The following is a 23,074-nucleotide window of genomic DNA, read 5'->3' on the forward strand; positions in this document are numbered from 1 at the left end:
TCGGTCCAGGCACCCGGGCTGTCGCTCTCATTGCGGCTGCCCACGACCTGTCGTGTGGCTCTCACATGGCCTGCGCTGCCCGGGTGCCGCTAGGGCGGGGAGAGGCTCAAGAGGGGTTTGCTCGGCTCGAAGTAGCGTTGCCCTCCTTCGCTCGACCACACCAGGGTGCGAGGAGCGGAGGACGGGCGATGGTGCAGGTAGAGCGCGTCGTGATCGGCATGGACCCGCACAAGCGGTCGGTGACGATCGAGGTCATGGCCGGCGACGAGGCCGTCCTGGGCGGTGGCCGGTTCGCCACCGACGCCGACGGTCTGGCTGCGTTGCTTGAGTACGCGCGGGCCTGGCCGCAGCGGGTCTGGGCGATCGAGGGGTGTGCCGGTATCGGCCGTCATGTCGCGGTGCGGCTGCTCGCGGCGGGGCAGCAGGTCGTGGACGTGCCGCCCAAGCTGTCGGCCCGGGCCCGGGTCTTCGCCACCGGGCAGGGCCGCAAGACCGACGCCACCGACGCGCACTCGGTCGCGCTGGTCGGCACCCGCATGGCCGGCCTGCGCCCCGTCGTCGATGACGAGCAGCTGGCGATCTTGCGGACCCTGGGCGACCGGCGCCGCTCGCTGGGCGAGGAGCACACCCGCATGGTCTCTCAGCTGCACCGCCTGCTGCTCGAGCTCGTGCCCGGCGGTGCGAAGAAGTCCCTGTCCGCGGCCCAGGCCAAGCAGATCCTGGCCGGGGTGCGCCCGCGCGATGCCGCCGGCAAGGTCCGCCGGCGGGTCGCGGCCGAGCTGGTCGCGGACCTGGAACGGATCTACCGGCGCAAGAAGGCCGCCGACAAGGAACTGACCGAGCTGGTCCGCGCCACCGGCACGACCCTGCTCGACCTGCCCGGCATCGGCCCCTCCGGGGCCGCACGCCTGCTGGTCGAGGTCGGCGATGTCACGCGGTTCCCCGACAAGGGTCACTTCGCGTCCTGGAACGGCACCGCGCCGATCGACGCCTCCTCCGGCGACCGGGTGCGCCACCGCCTGTCCCGCGCGGGGAACCGGCAGATCAACCGCGTGCTGCACATCATGGCCACCGTCCAGCTGCGCAACCCCGGCACCGGCCGCGACTACTACGACCGCAAGAAGGCCGCCGGCAAGAGCTCGATGGAAGCGATGCGCTGCCTCAAGAGGCGCCTGTCCGACATCGTCTACCGGGCCCTGCTCGACGACGCCGCCACGCACACCTCGCCCACGCCGGGGACGGGCCCGGGAGGACACCGGGGAACGACACTCACATCCAGCGCGACCGGCTCACATCCCCACACCGGCACTTCGGATCAGTCACTTCCCGGACCCGCCACCAGCAAGCCTAGAACCCCCCTCCCCGCCGCGTCTTGACACAGAGGGGAGCCATGTCCGGGCGTCCTGCTGGCGGCATGTCTAATCGTCCTGTTCCATGATTGCGACATGCTCGATGCCACCTCGCTGTCCGCCGCTCTGGCGCCGTTGCTGCCGCTGCGGATACAGCAGGTTGCCTTCGACGATGGGTCCACGCTCACCGTCGTAGGTGACGGGTGGTCTCTCAATCTCGTTGGCGACTGGGCGTGGCGTCGCGGCGACGTGATCGTGACCAGTGCCGAACGGCCAGGTGCGCAAGACGTCGTATGGGACCTATGTGGCCTAGACCTGCTCGGGCTGCACTTTCCTGCTCACGCCTTCGCTGGCGACTGCTGCTTCACCCTGTCGGATGGGTGCTTGGAGGTGCGTTCAGACCGAAGCGGGTGGGAGACGTGGACGTTCAGCCACGACGCTCTGGACCTGGTGTACGTCGGCCTTTGAGACGCCCGCTCTTCGGCACGAGCGAGCGCACGCATCGCGGCATGAGAGGACGCTCGGCCAGGTGGTGCTCTGCATGTCACCCGTGCGGAACACTTTGACGCGTGCCAGGACGCGGTGTGCCTAAGCGGCGTCGCCACCCGAAGGGCGGGCCGCGGTTCGAGGGCGCGCGATCATCTTCGCAACCAGCCTCAGCGCGCCGTGAGCGCACCCCGGAAAGGCGTGCGGCCGGCTGGCGCCCCAGCGACCGCGAAAGCAGAGTCGCCCGCGGTGTCGCGGTGCTGTGCGCCGCCGCAGCTTGCTGGGCGCTCGTGACGGCGTTCCTTGCGGCTGGAGAGCAGTTCGTGCACTCAGTGGCGGTAGAGCTCCACGCCGACGGCCGCACCGTCGTCGCTGATGAAGTCAAGGTGTACGCCCAGGAGCGAGGGGCGCGCGTAGACGTCGTCCTGACCACCCTGGACGGGCAGCAGGTCTCCACCACTCTCATCGGCGCGAACCCCCGAGGGGCTCGCGCCTCGTCCTACCCCGACGACGTGGCCGTGACGTACCTTCCGCGCGACGTCGACCGGGCCATGACGCCCAACGACATCACGGATCACCTGCCGCCGCCGAAGATCGCTCCCTACGTGCGGTCGGTGCTGCTCGGGCTGCTGCCTGCAACCCTGCAGCTCGCAGTCTGGCTCGCTCGCGGACGACCGCGATGGCGGCTGCTCGCACTCGACGTGCGCCGCTGAGACCAAGGACCTCAGAGCGACCCAGGCCGTCCCCAACGCGGCATGAGCGGATCTTCGAGCGTCGATGTCGTCGGAGGGGGAGCGCAGTTGGCCGGTCCCGGTCTTCGCTTGCTGTGCGTACGTCGACGCAAAGTCCCAAGAGCCGCTGACGGCGACACCTCGGGAGGAGCGCGCGTGCATGCTTGCACCGTGTTGAGCCGGAGGAGAGTGTTGCGCGTGCCGCGACGCGGGGTGGGCCGTCGAGCATGCCGGTAGAACTCGTCGACGAGGCAGAAGACGGGCAGCCTGCGCTGGTGCAGGTCTCGTCCCCTCTTCGGTGGTGGCACCTGCGCTCCTTGCCCGCTGACTGCATCGTCCAGATGGACGCGCCCCTACCGGATTCAGACCACGAGCGTCTTGGACGCTGGTTCGCGTCCCACGACCAGGCCGCTCTACGCATCTACCTCACGCTGCCGCAGGATCTCGACTTCCTGGGCCACTACCCGACGCTCCGCGACCTCCGGGTCGACACCTCGGATCAAAGCCTGGCTGACGCCAGCGGCCTGGCCCTTCTGCCTGACGACCTGCACACGCTGGCGCTCGACGTACGCCTAGCCCGTCTGCACGACCTCGAGCTCCTCGGACGTTTCCGCCAGCTGCGACACCTGCGGCTAGGACACGTGCGTCGGCTGCCCCGAGCCGTGGCGCATCTACCCGTGCGTCACCTCGTCGCGTCCGGGCTCCAGTCTCTGGCCGGGGTCGAGTTGATGACGCATCTGCGGACGCTGCACCTCTGGAGCAGCCGTGTCGACCTGCGCCCGGTCCAGGACCTCGACCGGCTCGAGGAGCTGACGTTGACCCTCGGCGGGACCGACGACCTGCGGCCCCTAGCCAGGTCACGAGTGCGACGCCTGACCGTGGAGAGGGTCCGAGCACTTGCTGATCCCCAGCCTCTCGCGCAGATGCCAGCACTGGAGCGGCTACGCCTCACACACCTGCCGAAGGTGGACCACCTTCCGCCCTTGAGCGCGGCCACGGCTCTGCACGCGATCAGCCTGGAGCGGATGCCAGGCATCAGGGACCTGCGCCCTCTCCTCGACGCTCCAGCCCTCCGTGAGCTCGACCTGATCGACATGGGTCACCTCGACGCCCAGGACGTCGCCGTCCTGGCGGCGCACCCGACCCTGGAGCGGCTTCATGTGGGACTAGGGAGCGATCGCAAGAACCTCAGAGCCCGCGACCTCGCCCAGGTGCCTGGAACCTATGGAGGTCACCCGTGGCCGCCGGCCACGAACTGACTCGAGCCGCGAAACCTAGACCCGCGAACCACCGGCAAGTAGGCGGTACTTGAATGCTCCCGCGTCAGCCACATACGCGCATCGCGGCAGATGAGTACGTTGCACGTCCGGCGCCCCCTCCTGCGAAGAGCCTCTGCCGCTGCTCAGGTCACTCCTACACCGCTCCGGTGAGCGCGAGTATCAGAGCCGCCGTACCGGCCACGATGAAGAATGCACCGCCTACAGCCATGAGGGTCGGCGTCTGGCTTGGGCCGCGGTGCTGTCGTGCGCGCCGCGCGATCTGCCGGCGGAACACGACAAAGCATGTGCCAAGGACGACGGCCAGCGGACTTCAGATTAGAAGAACGACCTGCCCCTCTGTCACGAAGCTACTTCTTCCGTCGTGCGAACATCACCGCCGCGATGATGACAATCAGCACGACCCCAATCAGTGCCACGGTGGGAGAAACGGTGCCGCCGGCGGTTCCACTCATTGGTACAGGTCCTCCTCATTTAAGATGCAGGTATGGATAGTTGCACCGCCATGTCTGTCATGCACCCGGACACGCGGGCAAAATGTGCATGAGCTACGCGGCGCCGCGCATCCGGCGACGCCCATCGCCGCCAGCGCCAGGGGAGCGTCCCGCCCACGCCAGCGCCCGGAGCGCGGCATGAGCGCGCGTCCGTCGGCGGGGTGAGCGGTGCCCGCGGGTGAGCGGAGCGGCGTCACACCGGGGTCTACTTCCTGGCCTTCTCGAACCCCGAACGGGGACGACCCGAGTGCGCCCTTACCGCCAGGTTGGCCGCGGCGAGCACCCGTTGACGAGCGTAGCGGCGGCGGACGACGCTCCGGACGAGCGCGTCGCCCTCGACGCGGCAGATGCGGCCGTGCGGAGCCGCCCTGATCGCGGCATGTCCGAGCGAACGCGCCGCTGCCGGCACGAGATCCGCGACGGCTTCTGGGGCTGCGTCTCGTGAAGGAGAGGCACCGTGTTCCAATGTGCTGGTGACTGCTCACGACGTTGCTCGTGCCCTTCCAGGTATAGCGGTGCTTCGCGACCGGTGTCGCTCACTAGCCATGCTCGACTCGGTCATGAGCCCTGAGTGGGACATGCGCTACTACTCGTTTGACAGCCATTGGGGCCCGGACGAAGAGATGGCGTCCATGCGAGACGGATCCGGAGGCGAGTGGTCGATCGTGTTCGCGCGGGCAGGTGTCTTCATCCGAGGCTTCGACCACGAGTCGGACATGAGCCCATACGCCAATCAGGGGCGCCTGTGGCCGGGCCTCCTCGAGAGGTTGCCAGAAGTGTTCACTTCGTGTGCCACTGAGCCAGCATTCAGCGACGGAGATACGTTGCTGGCCACCGTGTGCATTTGGAGGGAGGCGCAGGATGACCGCTGGCGCGCGGGCGACGTGACGTTCCCGCCCGGCGACGACCCCGATGGCGCCGACTGGCTCTTCGAGCTTCTGTTGGACGGCACACCCGCGGGCTACCAGCGCTTCGCTGAGGAGTACTACGAGACGGAGCTCGACGCCGATGCTGTGAGCGAAATCTTTGACCTGCGTCCGCTGACGGCCGACCTGGTTGACCGTCTCAACCCGCTGGTCAGGCTCGACGAATTGGCGGACGACCTGGCTGCAATCGACTATCCGCGGGGCGCGTGACAGTACGAGCGCCTTGCCCTCAGCCCCGAAGGCGAGATTTGAGCGGCACGAGAGGAGGTGTCGCAGCGTCTGCTCTGCTCTCCGGTGAGGGGTTCCTTCCGGATCCGCACCACCAACCCTGACGTCCGCTCTTCGGCTACTTGTTCCATTGACCGCAGGACCAGTGCCTGGCGAGGCTCGGTCCAGGCACCCGGGCTGTCGCTCTCACATCGGCTGCCCACGACCTGTCGTGTGGCTCTCACATGGCCTGCGCTGCCCGGGTGCCGCTAGGGCGGGGAGAGGCTCAAGAGGGGTTTGCTCGGCTCGAAGTAGCGTTGCCCTCCTTCGCTCGACCACACCAGGGTGCGAGGAGCGGAGGACGGGCGATGGTGCAGGTAGAGCGCGTCGTGATCGGCATGGACCCGCACAAGCGGTCGGTGACGATCGAGGTCATGGCCGGCGACGAGGCCGTCCTGGGCGGTGGCCGGTTCGCCACCGACGCCGACGGTCTGGCTGCGTTGCTTGAGTACGCGCGGGCCTGGCCGCAGCGGGTCTGGGCGATCGAGGGGTGTGCCGGTATCGGCCGTCATGTCGCGGTGCGGCTGCTCGCGGCGGGGCAGCAGGTCGTGGACGTGCCGCCCAAGCTGTCGGCCCGGGCCCGGGTCTTCGCCACCGGGCAGGGCCGCAAGACCGACGCCACCGACGCGCACTCGGTCGCGCTGGTCGGCACCCGCATGGCCGGCCTGCGCCCCGTCGTCGATGACGAGCAGCTGGCGATCTTGCGGACCCTGGGCGACCGGCGCCGCTCGCTGGGCGAGGAGCACACCCGCATGGTCTCTCAGCTGCACCGCCTGCTGCTCGAGCTCGTGCCCGGCGGTGCGAAGAAGTCCCTGTCCGCGGCCCAGGCCAAGCAGATCCTGGCCGGGGTGCGCCCGCGCGATGCCGCCGGCAAGGTCCGCCGGCGGGTCGCGGCCGAGCTGGTCGCGGACCTGGAACGGATCTACCGGCGCAAGAAGGCCGCCGACAAGGAACTGACCGAGCTGGTCCGCGCCACCGGCACGACCCTGCTCGACCTGCCCGGCATCGGCCCCTCCGGGGCCGCACGCCTGCTGGTCGAGGTCGGCGATGTCACGCGGTTCCCCGACAAGGGTCACTTCGCGTCCTGGAACGGCACCGCGCCGATCGACGCCTCCTCCGGCGACCGGGTGCGCCACCGCCTGTCCCGCGCGGGGAACCGGCAGATCAACCGCGTGCTGCACATCATGGCCACCGTCCAGCTGCGCAACCCCGGCACCGGCCGCGACTACTACGACCGCAAGAAGGCCGCCGGCAAGAGCTCGATGGAAGCGATGCGCTGCCTCAAGAGGCGCCTGTCCGACATCGTCTACCGGGCCCTGCTCGACGACGCCGCCACGCACACCTCGCCCACGCCGGGGACGGGTCCGGGAGGACACCGGGGAACGACACTGACATCCAGCGCGACCGGCTCACATCCCCACACCGGCACTTCGGATCAGTCACTTCCCGGACCCGCCACCAGCAAGCCTAGAACCGCCCTCCCCGCCGCGTCTTGACACAGAGGGGAGCCATGAGCGGGCGTTGGGGCGGCGTGCCTCGTGGCGGCCGCGGGTGCGCCGTGGCCGTGGAGCGCTCGCTGCAGGCGTGGGGGAGACCGCCGGGAGGGGGTGGTCCTCGCGCACCCCCGCGACCTCCGGCTGGTGCTCGTCAGCGCTGCTTCCGGGTCCCGCCGCTGGCGGTGACGGCCGCGGCCGGCGCGGCAGGCGGGCTGCGCGCGCTGCGTCTCGCCATGCCCACGCCGCCGGTCGGTGCGCGCGCACGCGACCCTGGCCCTGCTGGTCGCCTGTGCGCTGGCCGCGCTCGGTCCTTCGACGGCGACGGGCAATGTCCGGCGCCTCCTAGGCTGCCGGGGTGCGTGTGCGAGAGGCGACGGACGACGACCTCCCTGTGCTGCGCGCCATGCTCCTCGAGGCCAACAACTGGACGGGAGAGGAGCGTTTCACCCCGGCCCGGCTGCTCGCCGACCCGCACGCCGGCCGGTACCTCGCGGGCTGGAGACGGCCAGGCGACCTCGGGTTCGTGGCGTCTGACCCCTCGTCGCCCGACGCGCCGGCCCTCGGGTCCATCTGGGCGCGTCCCCTACCCGCGGCCGCCCCGGGGTACGGGTACGTCGCCGACGACGTGCCCGAACTCAGCATGGCGGTCGCCGCGCACGCCCGGGGACGGGGTGTGGGCACGGCGCTGCTGTCCACGTGCGTGGACGCGGGCCGCGCCCGCGGGTGGCGCGCGGTGAGCCTGAGCGTCGAGGACGGGAACGAGGCCGCGCGGCACCTGTACGTGCGGCACGGGTTCGTCACGGTCGGTCGCAACGGCGGCGCCGACACGATGCTCCTCGAGCTCTGAGCCGCCGGCCGCGCGGGCGGTGGTCGACGCCTCGGCGTCAGTCGCCCGCGCCGGCCGCCTCAGGCGGCGACGACCTCCACGGCCTGGCGGGCGATCTCCAGCTCCTCGTTGGTCGGCACGACGAGGACCGTCACGGCGGCGCCGTCGGGGGAGATGACCGTCGGCGCCTTCTTGCGGCCGGCGTTGCGCTCCGGGTCGACCACGATGCCGTAGTGCTCGAGGCCGGCGAGGGCACCCGCACGGACGACCTCGTCGTTCTCGCCGATGCCCGCGGTGAAGACGATCGCATCGACCCGTCCGAGGTGGGCCATGTACTGGCCGACGTACCCGCGGATGCGGTGGTGGTAGACGTCCAGCGCGGTGCGCGCGTCCTCGTCGCCCGCCTCGACCGCCGCGTGCACGTCGCGCATGTCCGTGTGGCCGGCCAGGCCGAGCATGCCCGAGCGGCGGTTGAGCAGGTCGTCGAGCGCCTGGGTGTCGTAGCCGGCGGTCCGCGCCAGGTGCAGGAGGACCGCGGGGTCGATGTCGCCGGTGCGCGTGCCCATGACCAGGCCGGCCAGCGGCGTCATGCCCATGGACGTGTCGATGCACTCGCCCCCGCGCACCGCCGACGCCGAGGCGCCGTTGCCCAGGTGCAGGACGATCGTGTTGAGCTCCGCGACGTCCCGGCCGAGGAACTCCGCGACCGCCCGGCTGACGTACCGGTGCGACGTGCCGTGGGCGCCGTAGCGGCGGATGCGGTGCTCGGCGGCGACCTGCCGGTCGAGGGCGTACGTGTACGCGGCCGGCGGCATCGTCTGGTGGAACGAGGTGTCGAACACCGCGACGTGCGGGACGTCGGGGAAGGCGGTGCGGGCGGCGTGGATGCCGGACAGGTTGGCGGGGTTGTGCAGCGGCGCCAGCGGCGACAGCTCGTCGATCTGCGCGACGACGTCGTCGTCGATCCGCACCGGACCTGTGAACAGGTCGCCGCCCTGGACCACCCGGTGCCCGACGGCCGTGAGCGTGCTCGCGTCGAGCTGCGGCCCGTGCTCGGCGAAGGTGTCCAGCACCAGCCGCATGCCGGCCTCGTGGTCGGCGATGTCGAGCTCCTGCACCACCGGGCCACCGGGGCCCTCGTGCCGGATCCGGCCCGACCCCTGGCCGATGCGCTCGACGAGCCCCGTCGCCTGCGGTCCGTCGGCCTCGGGTGACAGGAGCTGGTACTTGATCGACGACGAGCCGGAGTTCAGGACGAGGACGAGCGACACGGGGGACCTTCCGGAGCGCGGGTGGGGGCGGGGCGGGCGGACGTGAGGTCGGTCAGGCGCCCGCGGCAGCGGGGGATGCCACGGGGTCGGCCTCGGCGGCGGACGCGCGGCGGGCCGCGGCCTGCGCCTGCGCCTGGATGGCGGTGATGGCGACCGTGTTGACGATGTCCTGCACGAGGGCGCCGCGGGACAGGTCGTTGACCGGCTTGTTCAGGCCCTGCAGCACGGGCCCGATGGCGACCGCGCCGGCGGACCGCTGCACGGCCTTGTACGTGTTGTTGCCGGTGTTGAGGTCCGGGAACACGAAGACGGTGGCCCGGCCCGCGACGGAGGAGTCCGGCAGCTTCGTCCTGGCGACCGAGGCGTCCACGGCCGCGTCGTACTGGATCGGCCCCTCGACGGACAGGTCCGGGCGGCGCTCGCGGACCAGCGCGGTGGCCTCGCGGACCTTCTCCACGTCGGCGCCCGAGCCGGACGCGCCCGTCGAGTACGACAGCATCGCGATGCGCGGCTCGACGCCGAACTGCGCGGCCGTCGCCGCCGAGGAGATGGCGATGTCCGCGAGCTGCTCCGCCGTCGGGTCCGGGATGACGGCGCAGTCGCCGTAGACCAGGACGCGGTCCTCGAGGCCCATGAGGAAGACGCTCGAGACGTTCTGGATGCCGGGAGCGGTCTTGATGATCTCGAAGGACGGCTTGATGGTGTGCGCGGTGGTGTGGACGGCGCCGGAGACCATCCCGTCCGCGAGACCCAGGTGGACCATCATCGTCCCGAAGTAGGAGACCGAGGCGACGATCTCCCGCGCCCGCTCGACCGTCATCCCCTTGTGGGCGCGCAGGCGGGTGTACTCCTCGGCGAACCGCTCGAGGAGCTCGGAGGTGTGCGGGTCGATGACGTCGGCGTCGTCGAGCGCGAGACCGAGCTCGGTGGCCCGGGCGCGGATGGCGGCCTCGTCGCCGAGGATCGTCAGCCGCGCGACACCGCGCTGCAGCAGCGTCGAGGCGGCGCGCAGGACGCGGTCGTCGTTGCCCTCCGGCAGCACGATGTGCTGCACGTCCGAACGGGCCCGGTCCAGCAGCGTGTACTCGAACATGAGCGGCGTGACGACGCTGGGGCGGGGCACCTCGAGCGCGGCCAGCAGCGCGCCGCCGTCGACGTGCTGCTCGAAGAGCGCGAGCGCGGTGTCCACCTTGCGCTGCGACTCCTTCGACAGGAAGCCGCGCGTGCTCGCCGCCGCGCTCGCGGAACGGAACGTCCCGCGGTCGGTCAGCAGCACGGGAAGGCGCGTGCCGAGGCCCTCGACGAGGCGCTGCACCGGCGCCGGCGGTTCGAAGCCGCCGTTGAGAATGATCCCGGCCAGGTTGGCGAAGCCCTCGGCCTGGTGAGCCATGAGCAGGCCTAGCAGCACGTCGGACCGGTCGCCCGGGGTGATGACGACGGCCCCGTCGACGAGCCGGTCGAGCAGGTGCTCGATGGACATCGCGCCGACGAGGACGTCGAGCACCTCGCGGTCGAGGAGCTCCTCGTCGCCGGCCAGCACGCGGCCGCCGACCGCGTCCATGAGCTGGCGGACCGTGGGGGCGTCGAGGAGCGGGTGCGTCGGCACCGCCCAGGCGGGCACGCCGAGCGCGGCGGAGACGCCCTCGCGGACGGCGTCGAGCTGCCCGCCCCCCGTGCGCAGCGTGACGACGGACGCCACCTGCGCGTGGTGCTCGGCGAGCGCGCCCGCCGACACCTCGGCGATCTGCTGGATCTCCGCCGGTGTCCGGCCCGCGCCGGACACGACGAGCACGACCGGTGCGCCGAGGTTCGCCGCCACGCGGGAGTTGAACGCGAGCTCGGTCGGCCCGGCGACGTTGGAGTAGTCCGTCCCGACGACGACCACGGCGTCGCAGGCGCGCTCGACCTCGTGGTACCGCGCGACGATCCGGGCCAGCGCCGCCTCCGGGTCCTCGATCATCGCGTCGTAGGTGACCCCGACGCACTGCTCGTAGGACAGGTTGACCCCGTCGTGGTCGAGCAGGAGGTCGAGCACGTGGTCGCGGTCGGCCGAGCGGGCCACGGGCCGGAACACCCCGACCCGCGCGACGCTGCGGCTGAGCAGGTCGACGAGGCCCAGGGCCACGAGCGACTTGCCCGTGTTCCCCTCGGGGGAGGTGACGTAGATGCTGCGGGCCACGGTGGTGTTCTCCTGGCGGGTGGGGGTGGTCGTCGGCCGTGCGGGACCGGCGGGTCGCTACGGGGTGCTACTCGTTGTCGCCGCCGGTCGACAGGGTGCCGGAGGTGGCGTTCTGCTGCGTGCCGTCGGACAGGTCCTGCGAGTCCGGCCACACCCAGTCGCGGACCTCGGGGATGTCCTCCCCGTGCTCGCGGGTGTACTGCCGGGCGGCGATGCGTGCGTCGACCATGCGCTGGCGCAGGCCGGCCTCGCTCGCGCGCAGCCAGTGCACCTGGTCGATCACGTCGATGACGAGCTTGTACCGGTCGAGGTCGTTGAGCATGACCATGTCGAACGGCGTCGTCGTCGTGCCCTCCTCCTTGTACCCGCGCACGTGGATGTTGCTGTGCCCCGCGCGGCGGTAGGTGAGGCGGTGGATGAGCCACGGGTAGCCGTGGTAGGCGAACACCACGGGCCGGTCGGCGGTGAAGAGGTTGTCGAACTCCCGGTCCGACAGGCCGTGCGGGTGCTCCCGCTCGTCCTGCAGGCGCATGAGGTCGACCACGTTGACCACGCGGACCATGAGGTTCGGCAGCTCGCGCTTGAGGATGTCGGCCGCGGCCAGCACCTCGAGCGTGGGCACGTCGCCGGCGCAGGCGAGGACGACGTCGGGCTCCTTGCCGGGCTGCTCCGTCCCCGCCCAGTCCCAGATGCCCAGACCACGGGTGCAGTGGGCGATGGCGTCGTCCATGTTCAGGATGTTCGCGGTCGGCTGCTTGCCGGCGACGACGACGTTGACGTAGTTGCGGCTGCGCAGGCAGTGGTCGTAGGTGCTCAGCAGCGTGTTGGCGTCGATCGGCAGGTAGACCCGCACGACCTCGGCCTTCTTGTTCACGACGTGGTCGATGAACCCGGGGTCCTGGTGGCTGAAGCCGTTGTGGTCCTGGCGCCACACGTGGCTGGACAGCAGGTAGTTCAGGCTCGCGACCGGCCGGCGCCACGGGATGTCCCGCGTGACCTTCAGCCACTTCGCGTGCTGGTTGAACATGGAGTCGATGATGTGGATGAACGCCTCGTAGCAGTTGAAGATGCCGTGGCGCCCGGTGAGCAGGTAGCCCTCGAGCCAGCCCTGGCACTGGTGCTCCGACAGCATCTCCAGCACGCGGCCGGCGCGGGCGAGGTGCTCGTCGACCTCGTCGCTGTAGAAGTCCGCGTTCCACTGCTTGTCCGTGGCCTCGAAGACGGCCTGGAGGCGGTTCGAGGCGGTCTCGTCTGGCCCGAAGATGCGGAAGTTGTCCGGGTTGAGCCGGATGACGTCGGTGAGCCACTGCCCGAGCACCCGGGGCGCCTCCGCAACGGTGGCCCCCGGGCTCGGGACGTCCACGGCGTACTTGCGGAAGTCCGGCAGGCGCAGGTCCTTGAGCAGCAGCCCGCCGTTGGCGTGCGGGTTGTCGCTCATGCGCAGCACGCCCTCGGGCGCGAGGGCCGCGACGTCCTCCACGACCCGGCCGTCCGCGTCGAACAGCTCCTCCGCCCGGTAGCTCTTCAGCCAGGCGTTGAGGACCTCGAGGTGCTCGGGGGTGTCCCGGGCGTTGGCCAGCGGCACCTGGTGCGCGCGCCACGAGCCCGTCGTCTTCTTGCCGTCGATGTAGTCCGGGCCCGTCCACCCCTTGGGCGTGCGGAAGACGATCATGGGCCACTGCGGCCGGCGCTCGTCGCCCTCCGCGGCGGCCTGCTTGATGGCGGCGATCTCGTCGAGCACCTCGTCGAGCAGCACCGCGAAGCGGCGGTGGATGCTCACGTGGTCTTCGTCGTCGAAGCCGGCGACGAAGACGTGCGGCTTGTGGCCGTAGCCCTCCATGAGGGCGTTCAGCTCCTCGTCGCTGATGCGCGCGAGGACCGTGGGGTTGGCGATCTTGTACCCGTTGAGGTGCAGGATCGGCAGCACGACGCCGTCCTTGGCCGCGTTGACGAACTTGTTCGAGTGCCAGGAGGTGGCCAGGGGGCCCGTCTCGGCCTCGCCGTCGCCGACGACCGCCGCGACCAGCAGGTCCGGGTTGTCGAACGCCGCGCCGTACGCGTGGGACAGGGCGTAGCCGAGCTCGCCGCCCTCGTGGATCGAGCCCGGGGTCTCCGGCGCGACGTGGCTGGGGATGCCGCCCGGGAAGGAGAACTGCTTGACCAGCCGGCGCAGGCCCTCTGCGTCCGGCGTGACGTCCGAGTAGACCTCGGAGTACGTGCCGTCGAGGTAGGCGGCCGCGACCAGGCCGGGGCCGCCGTGGCCGGGACCGGTGATGTAGATCGTCGACTGCTGCCGCTCGATGATCGCGCGGTTGAGGTGCGCGTACAGGAACGTCAGGCCCGGGGTGGTGCCCCAGTGGCCGAGCAGGCGCGGCTTGACGTGGTCCCGCGTCAGCGGCTCGCGCAGCAGCGGGTTGTCGAGCAGGTAGATCTGCCCAACCGACAGGTAGTTCGCGGCCCGCCACCACGCGTCGATCCGGCGCAGCGTGGCCTCGTCGGGTGCGGCGCCGCTTCCGGTCGCCCACGTGGTGGTGGTCCTCTCCACGGTGGTGCTCATTGCGCTCCTCGTGTCGTCGTGCCGGCGCTGCCGGCCCTGCGGGTGCGTGCCGGGTGACAGCGTCCCCCGTGCTCGGGACGCGACCTGGGACGTCCGACCCACGTCGAGGTACGGGCGGTGGGCTGGCCGTCGGTCCCATCCAACCCCGGTCCGGGGGACCCTGCCCAGCGTCGGGCGCGGGGAGGGCGACGACCTGGTCACCGCGTCGCCCGCCGTCTGCCCCTGGGTCGTCGGGACGTCGGAGGGACGTCGGTGGGACGTCGGTGGGACGTCGCCATGCCGTCGTCGTGGCGTCCACCATGACGCCGGCGCGTGGCTGAGGGCGTCCCGGTGCGGGCACCGGTCCGCGCGGCGGGGCGGGGTACCGTGACCGCGTGCTCGACGCGCCGGAGACCCCCGCCGCCGCGCCGGTCCCCGTCCCGTTCTGGCGGGCCGCCGTGCGGCCCCGTTCGGTGCTCCTGCTCCTGCTGCTGCTCGCCGCCGCGGCGGTCTGCGGGCTCCTCGGTGCCTGGCAGCTCGACCGCGCCCAGGTCCGCGGGGCGGCCCAGGAGCGCGAGCGCGTGGGGGCGATCCTCGAGGCCGACCCCGAGCCCCTCGACGACGTCCTACGCCCTGGCGAGACCGTGACCGGCGAGATGGTGGCCCGCAAGGTCGAGGTCGTCGGCACCTACGAGCCCGGCCAGCTCGTCGTCACGGGCCGCGCCCACGACGGCGTCACGGGGGTCCTCGTCCTCACGCCGTTCCGGGTCGCCGAGGGCGCCGGCACGGGCGCGGTGCTCCCCGTCGTCCGCGGCTGGCTGCCCGCGGACGCCGTCGACGACGAGCCTCCGCCCGCCCCGCCGGCCGGCACGGTCACGCTGTCCGCCTACCTGCAGGGCTCGGAGGCGGCTACCGGCACCACCGCGGACGGCCGCACGGAGGCCATCAGCTCGCCCGAGCTGCTGAACATCTGGACCGGCCCGCTCTACTCGGGGTACGGGGTCCTCGTCGACAGCGTGCCCGGGCAGTCCGGCGGCCTCGAGCAGCTCGACCCGCCGACGCGCTTCGGCACGGGCCTCAACGTCCGCAACCTCGCGTACGCCGTCCAGTGGTGGGTCTTCGGCGGCTTCGCGGTCGCGCTCTGGGTACGCCTGGTCCGCGACGACGCACGCGGCCGCGGCCCCGGCACCGACCCGGTCCTCGACGACGCGTGACCGCTGCCCGCGATCAGCACGTCGACCGCTGACGGACGGAGCCGGCGTCGCGGCCGGCGACGGATCCGCAGGGACCTGAGCACGCGGGCAGGGCCCCCCTCGTCTCGATCGCGCACCGGGCCAGGAGTCAGGTGTGCTGAGTCAGGTGTGCTGCCAGGACCGCCAGAGCGCCGCGTATTCCCCGCCGGCGGCGACGAGCTCCTCGTGCGCGCCGATCTCGCTGATCCGGCCGGCGTCCACCACGGCGACGCGGTCGGCGTCGTGCGCGGTGTGCAACCGGTGGGCGATGGCGACGACCGTGCGCCCCTCGAGCACCGCGGACAGCGAGCGCTCGAGGTGCCGAGCCGCGCGTGGGTCCAGCAGCGACGTCGCCTCGTCGAGCACGAGCGTGTGCGGGTCGAGCAGCACGAGGCGTGCCAGGGCCACCTGCTGCGCCTGTGCCGGCGTCAGGACGTGGCCGCCCGAGCCGACCTCGGTGGCCAGGCCCTCCGGCAGCGCCGCCACCCAGTCCCAGGCGTCGACCGCGCGCAGGGCGCTCTCGAGCTCTGCGTCGCTCGCGTGCTCGCGCGCCAGGCGCAGGTTGTCCGCCAGGGCCCCGACGAACACGTGGTGCTCCTGCGTCACGAGCGCGACGTGGCCACGCAGCTCGTCGAGCGGCAGGTCCACCAGCGGGACGCCGCCGACCGTGACACGGCCGCCGGTGGGCGGGTGGATGCCCGCCAGCATGCGGCCGAGCGTCGACTTGCCCGCGCCCGACGGCCCGACGACCGCCAGCCGCTCGCCGACCCGCAGGTCGAGGTCGATGCCGTGCAGGACGTCGTGCCCCTCGCGGTACGCGTACCGGACGCCCGTGGCGACGACGTGCTCGTCGACCGGCCGGCCCTCACCCGCGACCCGGTCCGTCTCCACCAGCCGCACGCCGACGATCCGCGCGAGCGAGACCGCGGCGACCTGGATCTCGTCGAGCCAGAAGATGAGCTCCCAGACCGGGCCGATCACCTGGAAGGTGTAGAGCACGACGGTCGTGACGGCGCCGAGCGTGACCCGCCCCTCCGACGCCAGCCACCCGCCCCACAGCAGCACCGCCGCCGGCGCCAGGACGAACGCGACGTCCACCCCGGGGAACAGCACGGTGCGCAGGAAGAGGGTCCGGCGCTCGGCCGCGAACGCCTCCCGCAGGTCCTCGTCCATGCGCTGCTCGCGGCGACGGCCGAGGGACAGCGCGTCGACGGTGCGCGCGCCCTCCACGGTCTCCGTGATCGTCCCGTCGAGCACCGCGTACGCCGCCGACTCCCGCAGGTAGGCCGGCGTCGCGCGGCGCAGGTACCAGCGCGCGACGACGACGAGCAGCGGGACCCCGACGAGCATCGCGGCGGCGACGAGCGGCGCGACGAGGAAGCAGGCACCGAGCGTGAGCACGATCGTGACGACCGCGACGATGACGCGTGGCACCCCGAAGCGGACCGCGTGCTGCAGCTTGTTGACGTCGTTCGTCGTCCGCGCCACGAGGTCACCGGTGCCCGCGCGCTCGACCGTCGACAGCGGCAGCTGCGTGATCGTCCCGACGAACTCCTCGCGTAGCTCGGCGAAGACCTCCTCGCCGAAGACCATCGACCGGCGCTGCGCCGTGCGGATGAGCACGGTCTGCACCAGCACGGCGACGACCCCGACCCCGATGAGCAGGTCGATGCGCGCGGCGATGGTCCCCGCGACCACCGCGTCGACGAGCCGGCCGAGCAGGTAGGGCCCGGCGAGCCCGGCGACGGCGGCGAGCGTGTGCAGCACGGCGATCGCGACGAGCGGGGTGCGGTGCCGGCGCGCCAGCTCCGCCGCGTACGACCGCACAGCGGCGGCGTCGGCGATGGGCAGGTTCACGAGCGGGCTCCCGTCCCGGAGGCGAGCGAGCGGGTGAGGTGGTCGGCAGGGTCGTCGGCACGGTCGTCGGCACGGTCGTCGGCACGGTCGTCGGCGCGGCCGTCGGAGGCGTCCCCGCCCCCGCCCACGACGTCGTCCTCCTCCTCGTCCATGCGCCGCCCGACGACGCGCCGGTACGCCGCCCGCGTCCGGGCGTCGCCCACGGTGCCGTCGAGCAGATCCGCGTGCGTCCCGACCGCGACGACACGGCCGCCCTCCACGAACGCGACGGCGTCGACGTGGTCCAGCACGAGCGGGCTGGCGGTGACGACGAGGGTCGTCAGGCCGCGCCGCACGTCGGCGAGCCGCGAGGCGATCCGCGCCTCCGTGTGGGCGTCCACGGCGCTCGTCGGCTCGACGAGGACCAGGATCTCCGGCGCGGTGAGCAGCGCCCGGGCCAGCGCGACCCGCTGGCGCTGCCCGCCCGACAGCGACCGGCCCTTCTCGGGGAGGATCCCGGCGAGCCCGTCGGGCACCGAGTCCAGCACGTCGTGCGCGTCCGCCGCGCGGACGGCGTCCATGAGCGCCTCGGTCCCGGCGTCGCCGCGCGCGTCGAGCTCCCCGGACAACGGGCCCGAGAACAGGTGCGGCGAGGCCTCGGCCACGACCACCCGCTCGCGCAGCGGCGCCTTCTCCAGCTCGGAGACGAGCACGCCGCCGAGGCGGACCGGGGTGGCGGCCTCCGCCGCGTCGTCGAACCGGCCGAGCCGCGTCGCGATCGCGGCGGACACGTCCGGGTCGGCCGCGACGAGCGCGACGACCCGACCGGGCTCGAGGACGAGGCCCGACGCCTCGTCGACCAGCGGCACGTGCGGCGGGGGCATCTCGGCGGTGCCGGGACGGGACCCGGTGGCGGGCACGACCCGCAGCACCGCGATCACCTTGCCCGCGCCGACGTGCGCGCGCGTCGTCGCGGCGATCATCTGCGTCGCGTTCTGCACGGGCCAGGACAGGAACGACGCCAGGCCGTACACGGACACCAGCTCGCCGGGGGTCAGCGTGCCGTCGAGCGCCATGTGCGCGCCCAGCCAGAGCAGGACGACGACGAAGGCGCCCGGCAGCAGCACCTGCAGCGCGTCGAGCCACGACTGCGTCACCGCCACGTGCTCGCCCCGACGCCGCACCTCCTGCGACTGCGCGCGGTACCGGCCCGTGAAGACGCCCTCGCCGCCGATCCCGCGCAGGATCCGCAGCCCGGACACGGTGTCCGCCCCGAGCGTCGTCAGGCGGCCCGACGCCTCGCGCTGGGACGCCTGCCGGCGCTGCAGCGGACGCACGAGCAGGCCCAGCACGAGCGCCACGGTCGGCAGCCCCAGCACGACGACGAGCCCCAGCGGCACCGACACCCGCAGCACGAAGACCGCCGCCACGGCGTAGGCGACCACGCTGCCGAGGAACCGCGCCGCGGTGGCGTACACCTCACCCACGCGCATCGCGTCGTTGGCCACGGCCGAGACGACCTCACCCGTGGGCAGCTCGGCGGTGATGGCGTGCCCCGAGCGCGCCGCAGTCCGCCCGACGAGCTGGGAGGACGTGAAAGCAGCCCGCAGCCAGTTCGCCACGTCGTAGCGGTGGCCCACCGCGTTGGCGGCCGCCGACACGACCCCGAGCCCCGCGAGCAGCGCGGTCGACGACCACAGCTCCGGCCCGAACCCCTGCGTCAGGCCCTGGTCGATGGCCCGGCCCGTGAGCAGCGGGAGCACCGCCTGGCACGCGAAGCCGACGATGCCGAGCAGCACCGAGACGGTGAGGATGCCCCACTGCCGACCGGCGAGCCACCACAGGTACGTGGCGGGCCCGCGCAGCGGAGGGGTACCGGGGTCCGGCAGGGGGAGGGAGCGCACCCCACGACGGTACGTCCCGGTACCGACACGGTCGAAACGATTTGTGGCGCGACGTCCCGTTCGTCGACGGCCGGTCGACGAGCCCGCCCTCGCGGCGCCCGTCGCACCTGTGGACGGCGACCGACGGCGACGGACCCGTCGCCGGGTCGGGGGATGATGGTCGCCGTCGCCCACCTCCCGGAGGCCCTGCGTGAGCATCCCGTCCCGCCCGAGCGCGCCCGTCACCACCCGCGCCGCCCGCTTCGCGTCCCGCGCCGAGGGCGCCCTGAAGCGCTACCGCGTCATGGCGTGGATCACGGGCGTCATGCTGCTGCTGCTGTGCGTGGAGATGCTGCTGCGCTACGGCGTCGGGATGAGCGAGGAGAGGCTGGGCGTCTTCACGCTGGTGCCGTTCGTGCACGGCTGGATCTACGTCGTCTACCTCGCGACCGTCCTCGACCTGTGGTCGGTCATGCGCTGGCGCTGGTCGCGGCTCATCACGCTCGTCCTGGCCGGCGTCGTGCCGGTGCTGTCCTTCGTCGTCGAGCGCCGGGTGCACGCCGAGGGCGAGGCCCGACTGGCCGCCGTGCGCGACGCCGCCACGGACCCCGCGCCCGTCGGCGGGACGCTGGACCCGGCGACGGACCGCGCCACCGGCGGCGACGGCCGCCGCACTACCCTGGGCGCGTGACGCAGACCGTTCAGGACCCGGGCCTCCCCGACGGCGTCCCCGACGAGGCGCCCGACCCGGCGCCCGCCGAGGGCCTGTCCGCGACGACCCCCACCGTCGACGCGACGACGGCCCCCGCGCCCGGTCCGACCGACCACCGCCCCGTGCTCGTCGTCGACTTCGGCGCCCAGTACGCGCAGCTCATCGCCCGCCGCGTGCGCGAGGCGAACGTCTACTCCGAGATCGTCCCGCACACGGCCTCCGTCGCGGACGTGCTGGCCAAGGACCCCGCGGCGATCATCCTGTCCGGCGGCCCCTCGTCGGTGTACGAGGCGGGCGCCCCCTTCGTCGACCCGGACCTGTTCACCGCGGGCGTCCCCGTGCTGGGCATCTGCTACGGGTTCCAGGCGATGGCGAAGGCGCTCGGCGGGACCGTGGCGCAGACCGGTCGGCGGGAGTACGGCGGCACGGGCGTCGAGGTCACGGCGGCCGGCACCGTCCTCGAGGGCAGCCCCGAGCAGCAGACGGTGTGGATGAGCCACGGCGACGCGGTGCACGCCGCCCCGGAGGGCTTCGACGTGCTCGCGACCAGCGCCGGCTCGCCCGTGGCCGCGTTCGAGGACCGCGAGCGCCACCTCTACGGCGTCCAGTGGCACCCCGAGGTCCGGCACTCCCCGCTGGGCCAGGCCACGCTCGAGAACTTCCTCTACCGCGGTGCGGGCCTCGCGCCGGACTGGACCGCCGGCAACGTCGTCGCCGAGCAGGTCGAGCGCATCCGCGCCCAGGTCGGCGACGCGCGGGTCATCTGCGGGCTGTCGGGCGGCGTCGACTCCTCGGTGGCCGCCGCGCTGGTGCAGCGCGCCGTGGGGGACCAGCTCACGTGCGTCTTCGTCGACCACGGGCTGCTGCGCGCGGGCGAGGCGGAGCAGGTCGAGCAGGACTTCGTCGCCGCCACGGGCGTGCAGCTCAAGGTCGTCGACGCGCAGGAGCGGTTCCTGTCTGCGCTGGCGGGCGTCACCGACCCGGAGACGAAGCGCAAGATCATCGGTCGCGAGTTCATCCGCGTCTTCGAGGACGCGGCGCGCGAGGTCGTCGCCGAGGCGGGCGAGGACGGCGGCGAGGTGCGGTTCCTCGTCCAGGGCACGCTCTACCCCGACGTCGTCGAGTCCGGCGGCGGCGAGGGCGCGGCGAACATCAAGAGCCACCACAACGTCGGCGGCCTGCCGGACGACCTGCAGTTCGAGCTCGTCGAGCCGCTCCGGACCCTGTTCAAGGACGAGGTCCGCGCGGTGGGCGTCGAGCTCGGCGTGCCCAACGCGATCGTCTGGCGTCAGCCGTTCCCCGGCCCCGGGCTGGGCATCCGCATCATCGGCGAGGTGACGCACGACCGGCTGGAGATCCTGCGCGCGGCGGATGCGATCGCCCGCGAGGAGCTGACCCGGGCGGGTCTGGACCGCGAGGTCTGGCAGTGCCCGGTGGTGCTCCTCGCGGACGTGCGCAGCGTCGGCGTCCAGGGCGACGGCCGGACGTACGGCCACCCCGTCGTGCTGCGCCCGGTCTCGTCCGAGGACGCCATGACCGCCGACTGGACGCGCGTGCCCTACGAGGTGCTGGCGACGATCTCGACCCGCATCACCAACGAGGTGCCCGAGGTCAACCGTGTCGTCCTGGACGTCACGAGCAAGCCCCCGGGCACCATCGAGTGGGAGTGACCTCCTAGGCGAACAGCTCGACGAGCTTCGCCGTGAACGCCGGCAGGTCGTCGGGGTTGCGCGACGTCAGCAGCGGGAAGCGCGCGGTGTCGACGACGGCCTCGCCGTCCTGCCACGTGCCGCCCGCGTTGCGGATGTCCGTGGCCAGGCTCGGGTAGGACGTGAGCGTCTTGCCCTCGACGAGGCCCGCCTCGACGAGCGTCCACGGCCCGTGGCAGATCGCCGCCACGGGTTTGCCCGCCTCGGCCACGGCCTTGACCAGCGCCACCGCGTCGGCCTCCAGCCGCAGCGTGTCGGCGTTCACCGTCCCGCCGGGGATGACGAGCGCGTCGACGTCGCCCGCCTGCACGTCCGACAGGACCCGGTCGACGGGGTAGCTGCCGCCGGGCTCGAGGTCGTCGTTGACGGTCGAGACCTCGCCCGCCTCGGGGGCGACGAGCACGGCCGTGCCGCCCGCGTCCTGCACGGCCTTCCAGGGTGCCGTCAGCTCCGACTCCTCGATGCCGCGGGTGCTGGTGAGGAAGACGATGGTCTTCCCGGTCAGAGCGCTCATGGGTGCCCTCTCCTTCGTCTCGGGACCCCACGAGCCTGCGTCGTGCCGTCGGCGTCCGCATCCTGGCACCGCCCCACCGGGTGCCACCGGCCGGGCGCACTAGCCTGGGCCGGTGCGGATCGTCCACGTCTCGGACTGCTTCTCCCCGCGCGTGGGCGGGATCGAGTCGCAGGTGGGGGACCTGTCGGCGCTCCAGGCCGGGCGGGGCGACGAGGTGCACGTGCTCACGGCCACCCTCGGCGAGGGCGGGGAGCGCGGCGGCGTCGTGGACGTCGAGCGCGGCGTGCACGTCCACCGCCTCGGGGCGCGCCTGCCCTTCGACCTGCCCGTCAACCCGGTGCAGGCGAGGCTGCTGCGCGCGGCGCTGGACCGGGTGCGGCCCGACGTCGTGCACGTGCACGCGGGCGTCGTCTCGCCGTTCGCCTGGGACGGGGTCCGGGTCGCGCTGGACCTGGGGCTGCCCACCGCCGTGACGTGGCACTGCATGCTCGACGGCGTCGTACCGCTCCTGCGGCTCGCGCGCGGGACGGTCCGCCGGGCGGGCGAGCGGGCGGCCCTCTCCGCGGTGAGCTCGGTGGCGGCCGGGCGCGTGCGCGAGCTGGTGGACGTGCCGGTGGCGGTCGCGCCCAACGGCATCGACCTCGCGGCGTGGGTGCCCCGTCGGGGCGACGAGCCCGACGCGCCGGGCGTACCCGCCGGGGGCGCCGGACCCGCCGCGGACCGGGACGCACGGCCCCTGCGCCTCGTGACGACGATGCGGCTGGCTCCCCGCAAGCGTGCGGTGCCGCTGGTCCGGCTCGTGGCGTCGGCCGCCGCGGCCCTGCCCCCCGGCGCGCTGCGGCTCGACGTCGTCGGCGACGGCCCGGCGCGACCGCGGGTCGAGGCGGCGGTCGCGGCGGCGGGCGCGCAGGGCTGGGTGCGGCTGCGCGGGCGGCTCACCCGCGCCGAGGTGCGGGCCGTCTACCGCGACGCGGACGTCTACGTGGCGCCCGCCGAGCTCGAGGCGTTCGGCATCGCGGTGCTGGAGGCGCGCGCGGCGGGCCTCGTCGTCGTCGCCCGGGCGGGCACGGGTCCGGCCGAGTTCGTCCGGGACGGCGTGGACGGCCTCCTCGTCGCCGACGACGACGCCATGGCCGCCGCGGTCGTCCGGCTGGCCGGCGACCACGAGCTGCGTGAGCGCCTCCGGCGGCACAACCGCGCGGTCGCGCCGGACTTCGGGTGGGACCGCGTCCTCGCCGCGGTGGACGGCGAGTACGACCGTGCGCGCCGCCGGGCACGCGGACCGGAGGGGGAGCGACCGTGAACGCAGGCACGAGGTCCGGGACGAGGGCGGACGCACGGGCGCGGACG

At 72.8% G+C, this 23,074-nt stretch carries 18 protein-coding genes; 11 read left to right on the forward strand and 7 right to left on the reverse strand.

The features are described 5' to 3' along the window. Positions 1 to 188: 188 nt before the first annotated feature. The 4 genes from AC2TDM_RS04635 to AC2TDM_RS04650 all read left to right on the forward strand — a co-directional run bounded on the left by AC2TDM_RS04635 (position 189) and on the right by AC2TDM_RS04650 (position 3,825). Positions 189 to 1,376, forward strand: coding sequence for an IS110 family RNA-guided transposase (locus tag AC2TDM_RS04635; protein WP_484635938.1), 1,188 nt, complete (start codon positions 189 to 191; stop codon positions 1,374 to 1,376). Between the two features lie 69 nt (positions 1,377 to 1,445). Continuing rightward, positions 1,446 to 1,817 carry a hypothetical protein gene (locus AC2TDM_RS04640; RefSeq protein WP_484635939.1) on the forward strand — a complete coding sequence of 124 codons (372 nt, stop codon included), beginning with the start codon at positions 1,446 to 1,448 and terminating at the stop codon, positions 1,815 to 1,817. Between the two features lie 275 nt (positions 1,818 to 2,092). Then, a complete protein-coding gene (locus AC2TDM_RS04645) occupies positions 2,093 to 2,548 on the forward strand; it encodes a hypothetical protein (RefSeq protein ID WP_484635940.1) in 456 nt (151 codons plus the stop codon). A 293-nt stretch (positions 2,549 to 2,841) separates the two neighbouring features. Next, entirely contained in the window at positions 2,842 to 3,825 is a 984-nt protein-coding gene (locus AC2TDM_RS04650) for a leucine-rich repeat domain-containing protein (protein ID WP_484635941.1), read from the forward strand. 368 nt (positions 3,826 to 4,193) lie between these two features. Here the strand turns inward: AC2TDM_RS04650 and AC2TDM_RS04655 are convergent, their stop codons facing one another. After that, on the reverse strand, positions 4,194 to 4,298 hold the full coding sequence (locus AC2TDM_RS04655) for an LPXTG cell wall anchor domain-containing protein (RefSeq protein WP_484635942.1): 105 nt from the start codon (positions 4,296 to 4,298) through the stop codon (positions 4,194 to 4,196). Positions 4,299 to 4,882: 584 nt separating this feature from the next. Here AC2TDM_RS04655 and AC2TDM_RS04660 point away from each other — a divergent pair. The 3 genes from AC2TDM_RS04660 (at position 4,883) to AC2TDM_RS04670 (ending at position 7,873) form a co-directional block, all read left to right on the forward strand. Then, positions 4,883 to 5,473 (forward strand): hypothetical protein, encoded by a 591-nt coding sequence (locus AC2TDM_RS04660; protein WP_484635943.1) that lies wholly within the window; start codon positions 4,883 to 4,885, stop codon positions 5,471 to 5,473. A 365-nt stretch (positions 5,474 to 5,838) separates the two neighbouring features. Then, the gene (locus AC2TDM_RS04665) at positions 5,839 to 7,026 is read left to right on the forward strand and encodes an IS110 family RNA-guided transposase (protein WP_484635944.1); all 1,188 of its coding nucleotides are present in this window, start codon (positions 5,839 to 5,841) and stop codon (positions 7,024 to 7,026) included. 355 nt (positions 7,027 to 7,381) lie between these two features. Continuing rightward, positions 7,382 to 7,873 (forward strand): GNAT family N-acetyltransferase, encoded by a 492-nt coding sequence (locus AC2TDM_RS04670; RefSeq protein WP_203708965.1) that lies wholly within the window; start codon positions 7,382 to 7,384, stop codon positions 7,871 to 7,873. Positions 7,874 to 7,932: 59 nt separating this feature from the next. Here the strand turns inward: AC2TDM_RS04670 and AC2TDM_RS04675 are convergent, their stop codons facing one another. The 3 genes from AC2TDM_RS04675 to AC2TDM_RS04685 all read right to left on the reverse strand — a co-directional run bounded on the left by AC2TDM_RS04675 (position 7,933) and on the right by AC2TDM_RS04685 (position 13,859). Continuing rightward, complete coding sequence (locus tag AC2TDM_RS04675) at positions 7,933 to 9,123, reverse strand: acetate kinase (RefSeq protein ID WP_090034014.1); 1,191 nt, start codon at positions 9,121 to 9,123, stop codon at positions 7,933 to 7,935. A 52-nt stretch (positions 9,124 to 9,175) separates the two neighbouring features. Continuing rightward, the gene (pta, locus tag AC2TDM_RS04680) at positions 9,176 to 11,302 is read right to left on the reverse strand and encodes a phosphate acetyltransferase (RefSeq protein WP_090034016.1); all 2,127 of its coding nucleotides are present in this window, start codon (positions 11,300 to 11,302) and stop codon (positions 9,176 to 9,178) included. Positions 11,303 to 11,369: 67 nt separating this feature from the next. Continuing rightward, entirely contained in the window at positions 11,370 to 13,859 is a 2,490-nt protein-coding gene (locus AC2TDM_RS04685) for a phosphoketolase family protein (RefSeq protein ID WP_090034018.1), read from the reverse strand. Between the two features lie 374 nt (positions 13,860 to 14,233). Between AC2TDM_RS04685 and AC2TDM_RS04690 the strand changes: the two genes are divergently transcribed. Continuing rightward, on the forward strand, positions 14,234 to 15,052 hold the full coding sequence (locus AC2TDM_RS04690) for an SURF1 family protein (protein ID WP_090034020.1): 819 nt from the start codon (positions 14,234 to 14,236) through the stop codon (positions 15,050 to 15,052). Positions 15,053 to 15,193: 141 nt separating this feature from the next. Here AC2TDM_RS04690 and AC2TDM_RS04695 read toward each other — a convergent pair whose 3' ends face one another. Continuing rightward, positions 15,194 to 16,927, reverse strand: a complete 1,734-nt coding sequence (locus tag AC2TDM_RS04695) for an ABC transporter ATP-binding protein (protein WP_484635945.1) — start codon at positions 16,925 to 16,927, stop codon at positions 15,194 to 15,196. After that, positions 16,924 to 18,810 (reverse strand): ABC transporter ATP-binding protein, encoded by a 1,887-nt coding sequence (locus AC2TDM_RS04700; protein WP_484635946.1) that lies wholly within the window; start codon positions 18,808 to 18,810, stop codon positions 16,924 to 16,926. Before AC2TDM_RS04700 ends, AC2TDM_RS04695 begins: the two co-directional genes overlap by 4 nt. Positions 18,811 to 19,000: 190 nt before the next feature. Between AC2TDM_RS04700 and AC2TDM_RS04705 the strand changes: the two genes are divergently transcribed. Together AC2TDM_RS04705 and guaA are read left to right on the forward strand one after the other, a co-directional pair. Then, entirely contained in the window at positions 19,001 to 19,480 is a 480-nt protein-coding gene (locus AC2TDM_RS04705) for a DUF3817 domain-containing protein (protein WP_484635947.1), read from the forward strand. A 74-nt stretch (positions 19,481 to 19,554) separates the two neighbouring features. Further along, positions 19,555 to 21,171 carry a glutamine-hydrolyzing GMP synthase gene (gene guaA / locus AC2TDM_RS04710; protein WP_484636386.1) on the forward strand — a complete coding sequence of 539 codons (1,617 nt, stop codon included), beginning with the start codon at positions 19,555 to 19,557 and terminating at the stop codon, positions 21,169 to 21,171. Between the two features lie 4 nt (positions 21,172 to 21,175). On the opposite strand, the gene AC2TDM_RS04715 is transcribed toward guaA, so the two are convergent. Then, positions 21,176 to 21,724 (reverse strand): type 1 glutamine amidotransferase domain-containing protein, encoded by a 549-nt coding sequence (locus AC2TDM_RS04715; protein WP_484635948.1) that lies wholly within the window; start codon positions 21,722 to 21,724, stop codon positions 21,176 to 21,178. Between the two features lie 112 nt (positions 21,725 to 21,836). Here AC2TDM_RS04715 and AC2TDM_RS04720 point away from each other — a divergent pair, with 112 nt between their 5' ends. Beyond that, on the forward strand, positions 21,837 to 23,027 hold the full coding sequence (locus AC2TDM_RS04720) for a glycosyltransferase family 4 protein (RefSeq protein WP_484635949.1): 1,191 nt from the start codon (positions 21,837 to 21,839) through the stop codon (positions 23,025 to 23,027). The last annotated feature ends 47 nt before the right edge of the window (positions 23,028 to 23,074 follow it).

This window comes from Cellulomonas sp. plas2, assembly GCF_057221735.1.

Bases quoted from the DNA above. Each gene is read 5' to 3' on its own strand.
- AC2TDM_RS04660 (WP_484635943.1), top strand. From the start codon at position 4,883: ATGCTCGACTCGGTCATGAGCCCTGAGTGGGACATGCGCTACTACTCG.
- AC2TDM_RS04685 (WP_090034018.1), bottom strand. From the start codon at position 13,859: ATGAGCACCACCGTGGAGAGGACCACCACCACGTGGGCGACCGGAAGC.
- AC2TDM_RS04655 (WP_484635942.1), bottom strand. From the start codon at position 4,298: ATGAGTGGAACCGCCGGCGGCACCGTTTCTCCCACCGTGGCACTGATT.
- AC2TDM_RS04635 (WP_484635938.1), top strand. From the start codon at position 189: ATGGTGCAGGTAGAGCGCGTCGTGATCGGCATGGACCCGCACAAGCGG.
- AC2TDM_RS04640 (WP_484635939.1), top strand. From the start codon at position 1,446: ATGCTCGATGCCACCTCGCTGTCCGCCGCTCTGGCGCCGTTGCTGCCG.
- AC2TDM_RS04715 (WP_484635948.1), bottom strand. From the start codon at position 21,724: ATGAGCGCTCTGACCGGGAAGACCATCGTCTTCCTCACCAGCACCCGC.
- AC2TDM_RS04665 (WP_484635944.1), top strand. From the start codon at position 5,839: ATGGTGCAGGTAGAGCGCGTCGTGATCGGCATGGACCCGCACAAGCGG.